This is a genomic window from Coleofasciculus sp. F4-SAH-05, assembly GCF_040222985.1.
In the GTDB taxonomy this organism is placed as follows: Bacteria; Cyanobacteriota; Cyanobacteriia; order Cyanobacteriales; family Coleofasciculaceae; genus Coleofasciculus; species Coleofasciculus chthonoplastes.
In genome coordinates, this window is sequence record NZ_JAVKBY010000026.1 from 17,084 (window position 1) to 33,936 (window position 16,853).

Below are 16,853 nucleotides of genomic sequence, written 5' to 3' on the forward strand. Positions count from 1 at the left end.
GATTTTCTACAAATAAAATGAATCAACCAATTCTTCAGTTCCTGGCAGCAAAAAATTATAAAAATCTACAATTATATCAGTCGAACTATCTCAACAAGCTTAACGTCTTTATCGGTTCAAATGGTTCAGGAAAAAGTAATTTTCTTAGTTGCTTGGAGTTCTTAAAAAATTGCCTAACAACTATTCCTGATGAAAGTCGAGGGGTTAGTAGTTTTGAAAATGCCGTTGCCCAAATGGGTGGGAATAAAATTTTAGCTGGGAACCTGGATAGTCCGGCTAAAGTCAGCCTTGCCTACTGTTTTGCCAATCTTTCACAGACCAGTACTACAGATAGACAAAATGGAATCCTTGATTTAAAGCTTTATATTGATCGGAACAACCCCAAAGTCAGTATTTCCGAAGAATATCTATACGGTGGAGCTGATTTACATGAATCAGCATCAAGTCCACCATTTTATTATTATAAATTTCATGACCAAGAAGTCGGAAAAGGGGTTGTCTCTGTTTATGATGAACCCGCTCAATCTAAAACACATTTTGAAAGATTAGAAAATATTTTGGCTAAGGATTTAGGACTTGCTTCTTTGCCAAAACTGCTTGAGTCTAGCCAACATTCTCCGGAAAAAACTCCCGTCTATAAAATCAGAAGAGAATTGGTTGAATTGATTTCAAAGTGGCAATTTTACAATACCAATAATATGGATTTACATCAAATCAGAATGGCAGAACCTAAAATAGGTGGGAGTGATATTTATTTATCTTCATCCGGTAATAATTTGCCGTTAGTATTGCATAACTTAAGTCAAAAAAATATTGATTTTGAGGATAGTATTAATGTGGCAATGAAATCAATCTTGCCAAAAACTCGTCGTCTGAGATCTATACATTCTGGGCGCTTATCTCTCACTGTCGAATGGTACTTTGATGGCATAGACGAACCATTTTACCTGAATGAAATGTCAGATGGAACTGTGAGAATGCTATGTTGGGCAATTCTTTTACATTCTCCCATGCTCCCTTCGTTGCTAGTCATTGATGAACCTGAATTAGGATTACATATATCATGGATGCAAATTTTAGCGGAGTGGATTAAGAAAGCCTCCCAAAAAACTCAAATCATTATTACAACACATAGTCCTGATCTTTTGGATCATTTTACTGATTGTTTAGACAACATACTTTGTTTTTACTCAGAAAACAAAACCCATTTTTCAATTAAGTCTCTTTCTCAAGAAATGCTAGAACAAAAACTTCAAGAAGGATGGCAACTAGGTGATCTCTATCGGGTTGGCGATCCCACTATTGGGGGATGGCCGTGGTAGTATGGGTTTTCGCTGGAGGTGGAGAATCTGAAGTTAGAGGATTAATTCCATTTTTGGAGAAAAATTTTCCGGGGTGTAGATTTGAACGAAAAACACCAGTCCGCAAAAAACCAGGTCCAAAACCGAATCGAGGCGTCAGTTATGGTAAAACAGGTCAAAGCTTAATTGAGCAAATCAAAAATGAACTCCCTAGCGCCTTGGAAGGAGAAGCCAATAGATGTGATCTCATTTTAGTTTTTGATGATCTGGATTGTCGCGATCCTGACGTACAAAGACAAAAAATATTGCAGGAGCTATCACAAGTTCATGAAGCTGCTGATATTCTAAAATTTGTGGGATTCGCTGCACCTGAACTCGAAGCTTGGATTATTGCGGATTGGAATAATTCAATAGCTCAACATCCAGATTTTAGAGGTAGACATGAGCGTATGCGTTGGTGGCTGAGTACCCAAAAGCATATTCCTTTTAATCATCCAGAATCATTTAGTGAGTATGATCCACAAAGAGATTGCTGTCGAGAAAAACTATCAGGATCACTCATTGATTCAAGTGTACAACATGAAGATGATCGCGATAAGCCACGCTTTTCTAAAAAAGAACATACTCCTGTCCTTTTGGGAGAAATAAGTCCTCATATAGTCCCCAAAAAATGTCCATTATTTCGCGAAATGTATAACTATCTTAAACAGTTTTGTTCTTCAGATTCAAGCGGTCAAGTTTAACTATATCTAACTACTTGCCAGAAATTTGGCAACCCTCTCCATTCTTGGACTAATTTCGCTTCAGCACTAGCAATGTAATATCATCAAACACTTTCTGCTGACCAATGTGTCGCTGTACATCATCAATCACCGCTTGCTTAATCTCCTCCGCCGACTTTTGCCAATTTTGATGCACCACCTGACAAAGCTTTTCTATCCCATACTGAATATGGTTTATATTTTCAGCTTCCGTAATCCCATCGGTATAAAGGACAATCCCATCACCTGGATTGATCTGTACTAGAGTATGATCAATAAAGTCGGAAATTTCATCCTCTAAACCAATAGGAAACCCTAAATCTATGGTGTCAATGCGCTCTATTTTGCCACCCTCTCGCACCACAATAGTTTCCTCATGTTGACCACTTACGCTGACTTGACCTTGGGCATAATTAAGAATCGCTAATGTCAGATTTTTGTCCGAGTTCATCCGTTGAATATTTTTATAAATGGTACGGTTAAGCGTATCCAAAAATCTAACCGGATCAGTTTCGCGAATTTCTTTGAGCGTGCGGACACCCATTTGAGTCATCAGCATTAAAATACCACTTTCGAGTCCATGTCCAGTAACATCACCGATACCAATAGTGACAACACCGTCACTGTAGAGTACATCATAATAATCACCCCCCACTTCATCAGCGGGTTCCATAAATCCAGCAATATCGAGTCCTTCAATACATTGGAGTTCCTCGGCTTTGGGTAGAATTAGATGCTGCATTTGACGGACAATATCCAGTTGAGCGCTCATGCGAAGGTTTTCAGTTTTCAGCTTCTGATTGAGCGCCTGAATCTCTTGATTCGCTGTGGCAAGTTGCGCGGTGCGTTCGGTGACTTTATCTTCTAAGGTGACAAAGGCGTGCTTCAGTTGTCCTGACATACAGTTAAATGAGTCAGCCAGTTTTCCCACTTCATCGGTTGAGTTAACCGCCGCTTTCACACTCAAATCCCCATCTTGGAGACGACGGGTTACGTCTGTCAGTCGTTTAATCGGTTCAGCAATTTGTCGGCGTAACCAAAATGCCATAGCTATGGCAAGGATTAAGGCGAAAATTCCCCAAATTAGCGTTTGCAATTGCGCTTGATTGAGACTGCGATTGGCTTTTTTTAATTCCTGAGCTAGCATTAACTGCTGCGCTGTAACAATTTGATCAAGCTGGCTCAACATGTCTTCAGCTAGGGGTTCAGCTTGAGTTTTCAGTAAGAATAATTCTTGGCGATAGCGGTCACTTTCGACAATCTCAAACATTTGTGGGGGTAAACGAAAGAATTCAGTACGTCTGTTGGCAATTTCATCAAAGCTGGTGCGCTGATTAGCCGTCAAAAATTGTTTTTTTGCCACTAACTCAAGCCAAGCATTTTGGTTGGCTTGAGCCAGAGCATTATACTCAAAGCGAAAGGAAGGAGAACGAGTGACTAAGTAGCTTTGTAAGGCGGAGACGAGGAGAGCAAAACTACTTTGAAACTCAGCCATATCCAGGAGGAGAGCCGTGTTCGTGGCGGAGGGCGATCGCGTCTGTTGATCATCGAGCATTTCTTCTATCTCTCGCTGAATAATAATAATCGGTTTTTTCCCTTGGCTATCCAAAAGTTTTAAGGCGGGTTGATTTTCCAGCAAGTCATCTCGCAAGGCGATTAACTGATCGGGGAGTTCCGACCAAACCTGATACGTTTGTTTTAGTTTACCGACGCGATCGCGAATATCAAAGGCGGAGTGGTTCGCCAGCACCTCCATTTGGGCTAAATCGGCTTCAAACTTCTGTCTCGATCCTTGGTAGCGGTAGCGGTACTCCGGATCTCCCGTGGCTACATACGCTCGCACTTGGGACAACATTTTCAGCAAATTTGCCTGGGCTTGGGCGGAAGCTAGGGCGGTAGGAACTCGTGTATTCTGGGTTCGATTGATATTGACTTGAGCCTCTCGCCCCCCCAAATAATTTCGCCCAATCACCAGAAACGTCATCACCATTAAAATACCAAAGGCAATATTTAATTTTTGTCCAATTTTCTGATTACGCAGCTGAGCGGCTAGTTTCCGACGGTTAGCTTGAACTCGATCATTCAAAAATTTAGCTTTAAAAGCATTCAGCCTGGAATTCACGGTGTTAACCTCATCCCATGTAATCGGGTTGAACTGATACCGAGTTTAAAGTTTATAGTTTAGCACTTTTTACACGAATCAATCCCGACTGAATCATTGATTTTAGCTAAAATCTTTCAGAACAAACTGCTCCAAACTCAATTCATTGATTCGATTCCACTGATAAATTTTACGGCGAAACGCTTTCCATTTATCGTATACCTCTCTAAAGATTATATCTTGACTAGCATTTTCTTCTAAAAGTTCAACACTCACTTGATACGCCGTTTGTAATATCTCTTGGCTGTAGGATTTTAATTGGGTTCCGCCTTCAACTAACCGTTTCAGCGCCTCCCCATTCGCCGCATCCAAGGCGGCTAACATGGTCAAACTCGTTTCCGTCGCCGCCGCTTGCAAAATTTGCTGATAGGCTTTCGGTAACGTTTGCCATTGCTGGCGACTCACGAGAATATCTTCACTCGCTCCTGGTTCCCACCACCCTGGATAATAGTAATAGTGAGCGACACGGTGCAGTCCTAGCTTTTCATCATCATGAGGATTGCGCCATTCGGCTGCCTCAATTCTACCCGTCTTTAGTGCTGCCAAAATTTCATCGCCCCCTAAGACAATCACCTGCGCCCCAAAACGGCTGAGAATTTGCGCTCCCCATCCAGGAATGCGAATTTTTAGTCCTTTAAAGTCAGCCGAACGATTTATTTCTTTGTTGAACCATCCGCCCATTTGGATACCCACAGCACCAGCAGGAAATGCGATAACGCCAAAGTCAGCATAGATCTGATGCATGATCTCTAAACCACCCCCATAATATAGCCAAGCATTCTGTTGATATGCCGTTAGTCCAAAGGGAACAGAAATGCTAAAGATTAAGGTGGAATTTTTTTCCAGATAGTAAAGAGCGGTTGTATGACCGCACTCAACCGTTCCCGCTTTAACTGCATCAAATAACTGACTTAAGAAAAATAGCAAGCACTTTAGCGCTTTAAGCACTAAAGTGCTGACTACAAACTATTCAGCAGTCCCTAAATGGATATGAAAGCGTCTTCAGTCAGGGTAGACGTATCAATTCCACTCAACATGGCTAAGGTTTGGTTGTTGTAACGAATCTCACTACCTTGGAAGAACAAATCGTTAAAGGTGACACCGTTAGTTAAGCCCAGTTGATCCCCTTGACCTAAACTAAAGTCAGTAATCGTATCCTGGTTTTCCCCAGCCGTCAGGACAAAGGTATCTATCCCTAAACCGCCTGTCAGGTTATCATTCCCGAAACCACCGGAGAGTACATCATCGCCATCGCCACCGACGAGTTGGTCTTGACCTTGACCACCGATGAGGGTATCGTTCCCAGCATCCCCATAGAGTTGGTCATCGCCATCTCCACCATCAAGGGAATCATTGCCATTACCGCCTGTGAGGGTGTCTTGACCTTGACCGCCGATGAGGGTATCGTTCCCTTCACCGCCATCTAAGGTATCCTCACCGCCGCCTCCATCGAGGGAGTCGTTACCATCACCGCCAGTAAGGGTATCGCGGCTGCTGCCACCGAGAAGGGTATCGCGTCCATTGCCGCCATCGAGGATATCTTCACCGCCGCCACCATCGAGGGAATCGTTCCCATTGCCACCGATGAGGGTATCGCGGCTGTTCCCACCCAGTAGGGTATCGCGTCCATTGCCACCATCGAGGATATCTTCACCACTGCCACCATCAAGCAAATCGCTACCGCCACCGCCATCAAGGGTATCCCGTCCGTTCCCGCCGATGAGGGTGTCACTACCCCCACCCCCGATTAACTCATCACTACCATTGCCGCCATCGATACTATCATTACCCTGAGCGCCACTGAGGGTATCATTACCGTTATTGCCGTTGATGCGATCGTTCCCTGGAGTGCCGTTGATGGTATCGCTATTGTTGCCCCCCTCAAAGTTATCGCCCACTTCAATCGTCACGGTGGCAGTATCGGTTGCACCCTGAGTATCAGTAATCATGTAGTCGAAGCTGGCTGTGCCAGTGAAGCCGGAGTCAGGGGTGAATGTGACTCGACCGTTATCCTCGGTGAGTGTGCCGTTGGTGATATTGCTGATATTGGTCAGACTCAGGGTATCCCCGTCATCTACATCTGAGTCGTTGTTGAGGGGACGCAGGCTGATGGGGGTATCTTTAAAGGCAGTACGTCGGTCATTTTTGGCAACAGGGGCATCATTGATGCCTGTCACCAGAACGCTAACGGTGGCGGTATCAGTGCCGCCATTCCCATCATTCACGGTATAGATGAAACTATCGGTTGTGGTTGTACCTGCATACAGGAAGTCTAGGTTCCCTGTCGGGTCATAGGTGAAGGTGCCATCACCGTTATCGGTGATATTGGCGAGGGTGTTGCTGGTGTCAATACTGGTGAGGGTTAGGGTATCACCGTTGGGGTCTGAGTCATTAACTAGAACATTGCTGATCAGGATGGGGGTTTCTTCATCAGTCGTACCACCATTGTCATCGATCGCGATAGGAGCATCGTTGACGCCGTTAATTGTAATATTGACTGTGGCGGTATCAGTGCCACCATTCCCATCACTGATGGTGTAGGTAAAGCTATCGGTATCGCTATCACCAACGGGTAAGGCGTCGAACTGTCCGTTGGGGTTGTAATCAAAAGTGCCGTCGGAGTTGAGCGTGAGGAGTGCGCCGGAGGTGAGGGTGATTTCCGTATCCACATCAGCCGCATTGCCGTTGACTTCAGTGATAGTCAGGGGGTCGCCATCGGGGTCAGAGTCAGCGCCGTTGCCGTTGTCAGCCAAGACACTGCCACTCAGGAGAGTGTCTTCACTCGTGGCAACGCTGTCATCGGTGGCAACGGGGGAACTTGTTTCTGGCTGGACTTCAAAGGCTCCAATGTCTGCGGCACTACCAAAAACGCGATCGAACCCTTCGCCGCGCTGGTCAAAGTCCAACATATTGGGATTACTCCCTGCATCAATGGCAGCGGAACCCGCTTGCAGAGCATGGGTTTGGGTAGAACCGCCATTGTCAGCGAGGGGGTCGAGTCCAGGGTCAGTAACGCCAGTGATGTCACCACTTTGATTGAACGCTGCCGTAGCATTACCATCACCGATGAGGTTATGACCATCACTGGTAAAGGAGTTGATATCCCCATTGAAAAAATCGACATCACTATTGGTATTTCCCGACACAATGCTAGAGGTAATGGTCGTTGACGTGGACCCTCTGCCACGGCTAGCAATACCACTTCCGTAGCCATCTGGGGCAGTATTCAGGGTGATGGTACTGTTGCTGACAGTCAATATATATTCACTGTAGATGCCGCCACCGTATCCTCCAGCAGAGTTACCTGAGATGGTACTGTTACTCACGGTGGTTAGCCCATCGAAGTTGTAGATGCCGCCACCATCACTTTCAGCAGTATTGCCCGATATAGTGCTGTTGATCACGGTGATTGCATAACCATCGCTGCCGATGCCGCCGCCGACGTCAGCAGAGTTACCTGAGATGGTGCTGTTGATGACGACTGTGGGTTCTCCAGCGTAGATGCCGCCACCGTAGTCTTCAGCAGAGTTACCTGAGATGGTACTGTTGCTCACGATCACTGTACCTTCGTTGTAGATGCCGCCGCCGTCACCTGTAGCAGAGTTGCCAGAAATAGTGGTGTTGTTTACATTCAATGTACCTTCGTTGTAGATGCCACCGCCATCGTCGTCATTTCCTCCGGTTAGGGTCACACCATCTAGGAACAGGGTTCCTGTTTCGAGGACATGTAGCACTCGTTCAATGGAGGCGGCATCAATGATGGTTGTCTCAGCACCAGCACCCTGTATAATAATCGGGCTGGTAATGTCGAGGTCGCCGTCTAGACCGGCATCCTCGTTTGTGCCTGGAAGGGCGAAGGTGTAGGTTCCGGCTGGCAGAATAATCGTATCGATCCCAGACCCCATCTCTCCCAGGTCTGTCATGCCATCGCTATTAGCCGCAATGATGGCTTCCCGCAGGGTCACCAGTCCATCACCGCTGGTTAAGTTGTCGGCAGTGCTGTTCACCGTAATCGTGTTGGCTCCAGCAACATCAACAACATCGATCGCAATATCGTACTCACCTGTATCTTCCTCACTGCCACTCCCTTCTATCCTTGGGTCATAGATCTCATTACCTTCACTACTCACCCCCACGTAGTAGGTGCCAGTGGTCGGCGCAAACAGGCTCAGGGCAGAATCACGTCCATCAGCATCATCATTAGCAGCCAGTTGATTGCCATTGGCATCAAACAACCGTAGGTAAGAATCGAGAGTAGAGCCATTCACCTGTGCATCGATATCCACCGTGAGTAGCTCACCCGCATTGACCTGAATTTTGTAGAGATCAATATCTAAACCTGGTGCAAAGTTGGGGTTATCGCCGATCTCTCGACTTTCAAAGAAGCTGCCGATGCCATTGATGCCTGTTTCAGTTGCTGCGGTGAGGGTGTCATCGGGTTCTGGTCCGTCAAACGCAGCAACATCGAGGGCAATGGTATAAAACCTGTATCATCCTCACTGCCACTTCCCTCCAGGGTGGGGTTATATTCATCGTTACCTAAATCACTGACCCCCACGTAATAGGTGCCTGGGGTCGTCACGACAAAGTTCAATAGGGAATCCGAAGTATCTCCATCATCATCGTTAAACGCCACTTCAGTGCCACTGGCATCAAACAACCGTAGGTAAGAATCGAGATCATCAGACCCAATAACCTCGGCATCAATATCCACAGTGAGTTGCTCTCCCGCATTAATCTGAACCTGATATAAGTCAATATCTAAGCCCGGTGCAATGTTGGGATTATCGCCAAGAAAGCCGTCAAACGTCGCGGTGCCAATGCCATTAATACCCGTCTGAATCGCTTCAGTGAGGGTGTCGTTGGGTTCTGGTCCAGCGTTAAATGCCGAAACATCAAAGGTAATGGTATAGTCCCCTGTATCGGCTTCACTGTCACTGCCCTCCAGGGTGGGGTCATAGTCATTGTTACTTAAATCACTGAATCCCACGTAGTAGGTGCCAGTGGTCGGTGCTAAAAAGGTGAGTAGAGAGTCGAGTCCATCAGCATCATCGTTAAACGCCACTTCAGTGCCACTAGCATCGAACAACCGTAGGTAAGAATCGAGATCTTCAGATCCAAGTACCTCCGCATCGATATCCACCTTGAGCAACTCGCCCGCATTGAGTTGAAGCTCGAATATGTCAACATCTAAGCCCGGTAAAATATTGGGATTATCGCCAATCGAGCCATTAAAAAAAGCGGTTCCAATGCCATTGATGCCCGTCTCAGTGGATTCAAGTAAGGTATCGTTGGGTTCATTGAATGTTGCCATGGGTTTAATTCTCCAAAGTTGTGTGTAACTTGCAGGTCATGCTGAATGACCGTCGGGCTAAGTTCAGCAAAAATTAGTCTCGTTGATGAAGACTATCGGACTGTCTAGGTCATCAAGATTAGGGGGTGTTTTTAAACTTTTGGAAGTTGAATCACCCAGCAGAAACTAGCAGCGTCTAAGCCGCTCTAAGTAGGTGGACAAAATTAAAGTTAACGATTGAGATTAGGGAACCGGGAACAGTAAAGAATGTTAAAACCTGTCTTGGTACTGTGATAAAGACTGGCAGACTGAGTAAGTCAACATGAAAAATTTGTTAATTAATCTTTGTTGATGAATAAACCCTAACAAAAAGGAGAATGCAGAAATGATGAGTTTAATGAAGATTCTGTAAAGTTATTCGGAGGCGTTTATGAAGTTTTGGTAAAGATAATCGCCGATTATCGATCCATTACTGGCAAATAATAAATGGTAACTCAACTAAGGGTTAATTAACGAATTTATATGTATTGATCAAATGACTTAAGTATGTATTTAATACAAGTTAGCCGAGTTTTGATAAAAGTTCGCTTTTGTTCTCCTTTTATATATATAGCGTTTACATTGGAGATGTAAAATCGGGGTTGAGTGCAAAAAGGAACGGGGAACACCTCGACTTCGCCCGGTGTGTCACAGGCAACAGGCAACAGGGGAATGTCCTAACGTATCGCCGTAGTGCTATACCTATAGGTCAGCCGGGAAATAAATTTCCGGCTGATAGCTAAAGTCAGCTAAAGCTGACTAGACGTTTTAAGCCGTTTTAACGGGTTTTATAGCAATAGACACATCGATTAGGACGTTCGGCACCATTGTAGAGACCGTCCATGTTTGGTCTCTACATAAATGATGTGTCCTAACAGCCATGGCGGTTGCTATAGCTTGGGTTCCGGAACTTGAATTCACGGCTTAGTGCTGCTGATACTTTTGCCCATCAGGCACATCTGCCAAGGCTGCATCAGGCAAAACATAGGATGTGGCAATCAATTGTTCATCCCAATCGATAATCTCAGGAAACCGAATCTCTGGTAACACCTGAACCGCAAAAATTTCCTGCACCGCCTCTTCAAACTTTAAAAACGCCATAGTTTGCCCTGTCTCAATATTCACCACCCAAACTCCACAGATGCGTTCCTCTAACCTTTCAGTCAACGGAATACCACTAAATACTGCCGTCTCCCGCACTTGGGAAAGACCAATAAACGCCAAGGAACCCCAGAAATCTATACCTCGGGTAAAGCCAGGAAGCTGAGTTACTGTCTCGCATTTCCCAGAGGCTAAATCAACGGTTGCGAGAGAACCATTCCCTGATTCCAATACCCAGAGACGATTTTGATACCAACGGGGTGAGTGAGGCATTGATAATCCCTGGACAATCACCTGATTTGTCTCTACATCCATCAATACGCCACCATAAGCCTTATTTTCTCGCCAGCCACCTTGACTATCGGTTGTCCCCAATGCAGTGACATACTTGGGATGATTATTCACCATACCTAAACCATTCAGATGACAACGGTCTTCTGGTGATAAGGCGCTGATAAAATGGGGTCGCCAACGGGGAACAAAGCTGTGGTCAAAGTCTAGAGTACATAGACAAGAAAAACGGGTATTAATAAACCAGAGTTCTTGTTGAGCCCATGCCATTTCATGGATATCAATATCCCCAGTAACATGAGAATTGCGGGGCAGATAGCAAGCGTCGTGTTTCCCGATAGGTTCTAATTTCTGAGCAACGGCTGGCACATTGCGGAGTTCACAAACTTGGTTGGCTGTACCAATAGCGATTCTACCTCGGTCAGCGGCTAAACCCATGGGTTTTTGGAAGATGCGGAAGTGAGTATTGATATGTTCTCCATCAGCACGGAGGACGATTAACTTACCTGCTTGGTAAGTGGAAACCACTAAGGAAATTCCCAGTTGGTTGAGGATTTGGGGGAAGTTCGTGGTATGGACACTCCGCATTGGGTCATCCTTTGGGGGGTGCTGGGGAGAGTGCATCATTTGTTATTTGTTATTTGTTATTTGTAATGTGACCAATCCTAACTTATAATAGTCCAAAGGTGACTATCACAACGCAATTACCTGTGACGACGACTTATTTGCCGTCTGGTCGTTTGGTAAAGATGATGGTGATATCGATAAGTAGAGACCGTCCATGTTTGGTCTCTACATAAATGATGTGTCCTAACAGCTATGGCGGTTGCTATAACTCTAATCCATCAAATAGGGAAAATATCATAACATTTTCATTACAGCATCAACCAATAAATCAGCGCCAAACCGCACCACATCCGTACAAGGTAAACCCGTCTCATCCTCAACCTGCGCGATCGCGTCTCGTGCTTCCCTTTCTGTCAAATGCCCGGTATTCAAAGCAATGGCTACGACTGGAATTGGTGCAAACGCTCCTCCCGCCCTCGCCACAGTTTCATACAATTGAATCACCTCCGGTAACGGTGGAATCATGACATCCGGGCAATAGCGAATCTGTTTTTGTCCAGCGCGATGAACGACTATTAAACCTGTCGGTTGTGTACCTCGAATTAGGGGTAAGGTTGCTGTAGAACCTGGATGAATTAGTGAACCCTGTCCTTCTATGATTAACAACTCATAATCCTTACCAAATTTCATCACTATTTGTTCAACCGCACCCGCCGCAAAATCAACCCGAATCGCATCTAAAGGAATACCATCTCCAGCAATCATTAACCCCGCTTGACCCGTTGCCAAAAACTTAGACTTGATTCCCTTTCGACAAGCGGCGCGATGGAACTCAATACTGGTAGACATTTTGCCCACACTCATATCCGTGCCAACTGTTAAAATCCGTTGACAAGACAGCGATCGCGCTTGGGCTTTGCCTATCCCTAAATCCTGGGGTTCCTGACGAATATCCCAAATTTGTTGATTCGGTTGAAGTAATTCCCGTAATTCTGGATCAGATGCCATTGGCGTATGCAAGCCGTTATAAACTGAAAGTCCAGCCGCGATTCCCTGCTTAACTTCTTGCCACCAAACCTCTGGCAACCGTCCCCCCGATGGGGCAATTCCAATGGCTAATATAGTCGGATTGTAGGCGAGGGCTGAACTCACTGAATCCACAATTGGCGCATTACAGTTAATTCCCGTTAAGTCCGATAACGACTCTCCCGCACAATCTTTATCAATCACCGCCACCACTGTTGCTTCTGTATACCGTAGCAGCGTTAATCCGGTTTTCCCGTAATCGCCGCGAATCCCTTCATGTAATAAAATAGCGACGCGCTGATCACTTGTCAGATACATGGCGTTGCACTCCCAATCCTGATAAATTATTTGGTATCAATCGTCCATCTTGCATCGTCGCCCCGGTGAAGGGATCGTCGGTTAAATTCAAATGGCTGTCTAAATCCAGATAATCGGCGAAAGAGGATAAGTGAGAGGCGGCGGTATTGGCAAGGGTGCTATCGGAATAGCAGCCATACATCACTTGTAATCCGCAGGCTTTGGCAGTATGTACCATCCGCAAGGCTTCGGTTAATCCACCAGATTTCATCAATTTGATATTAATCCCATGAACGCAATTCGCCAGAGGTGGAATATCCCGACTGGTAAAGCAGCTTTCATCAACGAAAATAGGTAGAGGCGATCGCGAATACAGGTGAGGCAAATCCGCCTCTTGTCCGGCTCTAAGGGGTTGTTCAATGTATTTGACGCCCTGTTGGGCTAACCAGTCGCACATTTTCACAGCGTCGTCTACACGCCAACCGCCATTCGCATCAACGGTTAGTTGGGCTTGGGGGGCGACATCTCGGATAGCTAATAGCATTTCGCGATCGGCTTCAATTCCGTCAGGGGAACCGAGTTTAATTTTAATCACACTGCCCCCCGTAATCGGTATCCAATCTCGCACTCGTTGTTTTGCGGCTTCAGGTGTACCAATTCCTACCGTGGCGGAAATTGGCACAATTCGATGGCGATTGCATCCCCACAATTTCCATAAGGGAACACCTAGGTGTTTTCCTAACCAATCCTGTAATGCGATATCAATCGCCGCCCTAGCCGCTGATGGTACATCCGCATCTGCCAAGACTCGTTCAATTTTCTGGCGTTCCCAGGGGGTATAGGTTTCTAATGTCGGTATGACTAACTCCAGTGCATCCAACAACATCTGAGTCGTTTGGGGAGTTTTAGTTAAGGGATGGGATGGAGTCGCGATCGCAAAGGGAGAGGCTTCGCCCCAACCTTCAATCCCCTGATGTTCTAGCCGCAACCAGATATTGGTGCTTTGGGAGGTTGTACCGCGACTAATAGTTAAGGGGAATCGCTTGTGAACAGTAAAAGGTTCTAAGCTAAGGCGCATAATCCAAGGGTAGTTTGGGGAAAAGGAAACCCATACTAGGTTATGGTACTGGAATTTCCTGATCTCAACCGGAAGCCGATGGGGTAACGGGCTTAAAGCTTGGCTTGACAGCGCTTCAGGTAAATCTGTAGGGTCAGGAGAGTGAAGCGTAACGCACCACTCACCGTTAAAGACTTTGGTGGAATAGATTTTACGGTTAAATCGGGCGCAAGCCTTGCGCCCCTACAGGTTCTGAATGGAAGCGTTATCCATCAAATTCGGTGTGCTACGCCATTACACAAAACCTATTACAACGGGTGCAAGATATCAGTTGGACTTGGTACAATTGACCCATTATACTGTGTCGGTCTGTTGTTGATGCTTCACATTAAAAATCTTACTATCCATAAATTCCGGGGGCTGCGCGATTTGAATTTGCAAAACCTGGGACGGATTAATTTGCTTGTTGGCATTAACAACTCAGGCAAAACCAGTGTTTTAGAAGCCATTTCCACCTATTGCTGTCCGTTAGATCCACTGGAGTGGCTAAATACGGCAAGGCGGCGAGAAATTAAATCGTCTCGTAAACCTAAGCTGGATGCACTCAAATGGTTGTTTCCTCATCACAATAATCAAGATGAGATTATTGACTTTTACCAAGGGGAGACCTATCTATCTGGTGATGGCATTTTCCCCGTCAAGGAATCTAGGGCTATCTATCAAGAGATAGAAGGAGTAGGAGAGTCGGAATATCTAGAGGACGAGTCTAACGTTTCTGAAGACGAGCTAGAGCTTGAAAATACCTCAATCAAGCGCGGTGCTTCTATAGAGCTAAAAGCTCACTTAAACGATGATTTGAAGGATCTCAACTCCGAACCTGATCGAATAGAGACGTTTCAAGTGTGGGAACATAAGCCTTTCATTCAAAAAAACCGAAATGATCTAAGACTTCCAGTCAGTACAGTAACCCCATTTTCTCATCGCATTGAAACCTTACAAGTGGAGTTGCTATCAGAAGCGACGCTTCATCGACTTAAGTCGGAAGTGATTAAATTAATTCAAACTATAGATTCAGGAATTATTGATTTACAGAATCTGCCTCGTCCAGGAGTTAGCTCCATCGTTTATATTGATCACAAACAATTAGGTCTTGCACCATTGAGTGCTTTCGGTGATGGTGTCCGTCGCCTGCTATTCATAGCCTTGACTCTGGCAAAGATAAGAGGGGGTATTCTCCTGATTGATGAGTTAGAAACAGCGATCCATACCGAAGCACTCCAGGAATCATTTTCTTGGCTAGTTCAGTGGTGCAGAGAAATGGATGTACAACTCTTTGCCACAACTCACAGTCTTGAAGCTATTGACGCGCTATTGGCTGCTACTGAAGCAGAAGCGGATCTCGTTGTCTATCGCCTAGAACCAAAGGACTCAATAACTCAAGCACTGCGACTTGATTGGCATCGTCTGCAAAGGCTGCGGGAGGGCTTAGGACAGGAGGTAAGATGGTGAACTATGCCATCATAGGTGTTGAAGGCTCACACGATCAAGCATTTGTGGGCAAAGGACTTAAACTTTTAGGCTTTAAAGACTTTAGAAAAGAATGTAACGGTTTGGAGTCAGAGTTAGATCCGTTCTGGCGCAAATTTATCCCTACCTATCCCAAAAGAGGAGATTTATACAAGCGGCTTGATATGCCCTCTATCCTGTTTACGGATTCTCTTTCCGTAGCTGTCTATGCAGGTGAAGGCAGTAATCTGGTAACCAATTTAGATGATATTATCTGCAATAACCTTGAGTATCAAACCAATCTTGCCGCATTGGGAATTGTTGCTGATGCTGATAAAAAGTCTCCTGATGCAGTAGTCAAAGATTATTCTGATTGCTTTCAGAGTTATTTTCCCAATTTTCCCACACAACCTGGTGAGGTAAACACAACAAATACACCACGAACAGGAATCTATGTCTTGCCAGATAATCGTTCTCAGGGTGTGTTAGACACCTTACTTTGCCATTGTGGAGAAATTGCTTATCCGGCGTGGATGGAGAGATCACGCTCCTAAATATTGAGTTGATTAGTTTGTAACATCTCTTGCAGACTATTAACTGCAAAATTTGCTTTCAAGACACCTAACGTATCTATAATTCTCACACGCACGAATAAGTCTAGTTCTGGGTTGCTTGGGTTGCTCTTAAAAAGTTCCAGCAAACTTTGGGCAACACTCTGATTGCCAAATTTACCGAAAGCTCTCACAATGCTTTCTCGGCGATCTGATGGCTGAACACTATCATCTTTTATTATTTCCAGCAATTGCTCGGTAACAACTGGGTCATTAATCTCAACTAAGATTCTAGCTATGCGATCCCAATCAAATTTGTATCGTGAGGTAAGAAGCAGAGCTTTCACTTCGGCAATAATGCGATCGCGTAACCCCTGCATCAGAATCGTGGGTTTACCAACCAGACAACGTGCTGCCAAGAGCAAATCACTATCAAAAAGGTCATCATTGACAGCTAGCGGTTCCCCTTCCGGTATTAACTGGTTGATATTTCCAGGTGACAATGGAGGTAGCGAACGTCCCAAGATGCCTAACAGTAGCGGTGTCGCATCGTCCATACATTCAGCTAATAGAAGGATTACCTCTTCCCACCAAGGTTCATGTCGATGCTTAACAACCTCTTGCCATCCAATTGCACGTTTTTTATTGACGGCTAGTGCGGCAAAATATTCTTGAAACGTCAAATGGAGAAAGCTATACAATTCATAGGCGGCTTCTTTCAGCAAACTCGATGAATCTGTAATTTCCTCCAGGATTGCTTTGTTACAGCGCTTCGCGCTGCTATGAGGTACAGTAACAACAATGAGCAAACCAATTTCTTAAATGTTTAGGATTGATTAAATCAAGAGCTACAGCCAAAATTTTATCAATCATAGAACTGGTAGTAGGAGTAAAGCCCAGCA

12 protein-coding genes are annotated in these 16,853 nt (G+C 45.3%); 4 read left to right on the top strand and 8 right to left on the bottom strand.

What is annotated here, in order from left to right:
• The first annotated feature begins 17 nt into the window (after positions 1-17).
• Both RIG27_RS02995 and RIG27_RS03000 read left to right on the top strand, forming a co-directional pair.
• Complete coding sequence (locus RIG27_RS02995) at positions 18-1,322, top strand: AAA family ATPase (RefSeq protein ID WP_446342295.1); 1,305 nt, start codon at positions 18-20, stop codon at positions 1,320-1,322.
• Complete coding sequence (locus tag RIG27_RS03000) at positions 1,310-2,044, top strand: hypothetical protein (RefSeq protein ID WP_446342297.1); 735 nt, start codon at positions 1,310-1,312, stop codon at positions 2,042-2,044. The genes RIG27_RS02995 and RIG27_RS03000 overlap by 13 nt, the downstream gene beginning before the upstream one ends.
• Before the next feature lie 49 nt (positions 2,045-2,093).
• Here the strand turns inward: RIG27_RS03000 and RIG27_RS03005 are convergent, their stop codons facing one another.
• The 7 genes from RIG27_RS03005 to RIG27_RS03035 form a co-directional block, all read right to left on the bottom strand.
• Complete coding sequence (locus tag RIG27_RS03005) at positions 2,094-4,184, bottom strand: SpoIIE family protein phosphatase (protein ID WP_446342299.1); 2,091 nt, start codon at positions 4,182-4,184, stop codon at positions 2,094-2,096.
• Positions 4,185-4,286: 102 nt separating this feature from the next.
• Positions 4,287-5,150, bottom strand: coding sequence for a TRAP transporter substrate-binding protein (locus RIG27_RS03010; RefSeq protein WP_446342301.1), 864 nt, complete (start codon positions 5,148-5,150; stop codon positions 4,287-4,289).
• A gap of 53 nt (positions 5,151-5,203) precedes the next feature.
• Positions 5,204-8,626 carry an Ig-like domain-containing protein gene (locus tag RIG27_RS03015; protein ID WP_446342313.1) on the bottom strand — a complete coding sequence of 1,141 codons (3,423 nt, stop codon included), beginning with the start codon at positions 8,624-8,626 and terminating at the stop codon, positions 5,204-5,206.
• Positions 8,557-9,537 (bottom strand): PPC domain-containing protein, encoded by a 981-nt coding sequence (locus RIG27_RS03020; protein ID WP_446342303.1) that lies wholly within the window; start codon positions 9,535-9,537, stop codon positions 8,557-8,559. The genes RIG27_RS03015 and RIG27_RS03020 overlap by 70 nt, the downstream gene beginning before the upstream one ends.
• 942 nt (positions 9,538-10,479) lie before the next feature.
• Positions 10,480-11,574: a TIGR03032 family protein gene (locus RIG27_RS03025; RefSeq protein ID WP_446342305.1), complete on the bottom strand. Its 1,095-nt coding sequence runs from the start codon at positions 11,572-11,574 to the stop codon at positions 10,480-10,482.
• A gap of 234 nt (positions 11,575-11,808) precedes the next feature.
• Positions 11,809-12,858 carry a DUF1611 domain-containing protein gene (locus RIG27_RS03030; protein WP_446342307.1) on the bottom strand — a complete coding sequence of 350 codons (1,050 nt, stop codon included), beginning with the start codon at positions 12,856-12,858 and terminating at the stop codon, positions 11,809-11,811.
• Positions 12,842-13,915: a dipeptide epimerase gene (locus RIG27_RS03035; protein WP_446342308.1), complete on the bottom strand. Its 1,074-nt coding sequence runs from the start codon at positions 13,913-13,915 to the stop codon at positions 12,842-12,844. Before RIG27_RS03035 ends, RIG27_RS03030 begins: the two co-directional genes overlap by 17 nt.
• A gap of 357 nt (positions 13,916-14,272) precedes the next feature.
• Here RIG27_RS03035 and RIG27_RS03040 point away from each other — a divergent pair, with 357 nt between their 5' ends.
• Both RIG27_RS03040 and RIG27_RS03045 read left to right on the top strand, forming a co-directional pair.
• Complete coding sequence (locus RIG27_RS03040; protein ID WP_446342315.1) at positions 14,273-15,403, top strand: AAA family ATPase; 1,131 nt, start codon at positions 14,273-14,275, stop codon at positions 15,401-15,403.
• A complete protein-coding gene (locus RIG27_RS03045) occupies positions 15,397-15,954 on the top strand; it encodes a DUF3226 domain-containing protein (protein ID WP_446342310.1) in 558 nt (185 codons plus the stop codon). Before RIG27_RS03040 ends, RIG27_RS03045 begins: the two co-directional genes overlap by 7 nt.
• On the opposite strand, the gene RIG27_RS03050 is transcribed toward RIG27_RS03045, so the two are convergent.
• Complete coding sequence (locus RIG27_RS03050; RefSeq protein WP_446342311.1) at positions 15,951-16,760, bottom strand: hypothetical protein; 810 nt, start codon at positions 16,758-16,760, stop codon at positions 15,951-15,953. The genes RIG27_RS03045 and RIG27_RS03050 overlap by 4 nt on opposite strands.
• Positions 16,761-16,853: the final 93 nt, after the last annotated feature.

Coding starts and splice junctions, on each gene's coding strand:
- RIG27_RS03030 (WP_446342307.1), bottom strand. CDS start 12,858: ATGTATCTGACAAGTGATCAGCGCGTCGCTATTTTATTACATGAAGGG.
- RIG27_RS03040 (WP_446342315.1), top strand. CDS start 14,273: ATGCTTCACATTAAAAATCTTACTATCCATAAATTCCGGGGGCTGCGC.
- RIG27_RS03045 (WP_446342310.1), top strand. CDS start 15,397: ATGGTGAACTATGCCATCATAGGTGTTGAAGGCTCACACGATCAAGCA.
- RIG27_RS02995 (WP_446342295.1), top strand. CDS start 18: ATGAATCAACCAATTCTTCAGTTCCTGGCAGCAAAAAATTATAAAAAT.
- RIG27_RS03035 (WP_446342308.1), bottom strand. CDS start 13,915: ATGCGCCTTAGCTTAGAACCTTTTACTGTTCACAAGCGATTCCCCTTA.
- RIG27_RS03020 (WP_446342303.1), bottom strand. CDS start 9,537: ATGGCAACATTCAATGAACCCAACGATACCTTACTTGAATCCACTGAG.
- RIG27_RS03000 (WP_446342297.1), top strand. CDS start 1,310: ATGGCCGTGGTAGTATGGGTTTTCGCTGGAGGTGGAGAATCTGAAGTT.
- RIG27_RS03025 (WP_446342305.1), bottom strand. CDS start 11,574: ATGATGCACTCTCCCCAGCACCCCCCAAAGGATGACCCAATGCGGAGT.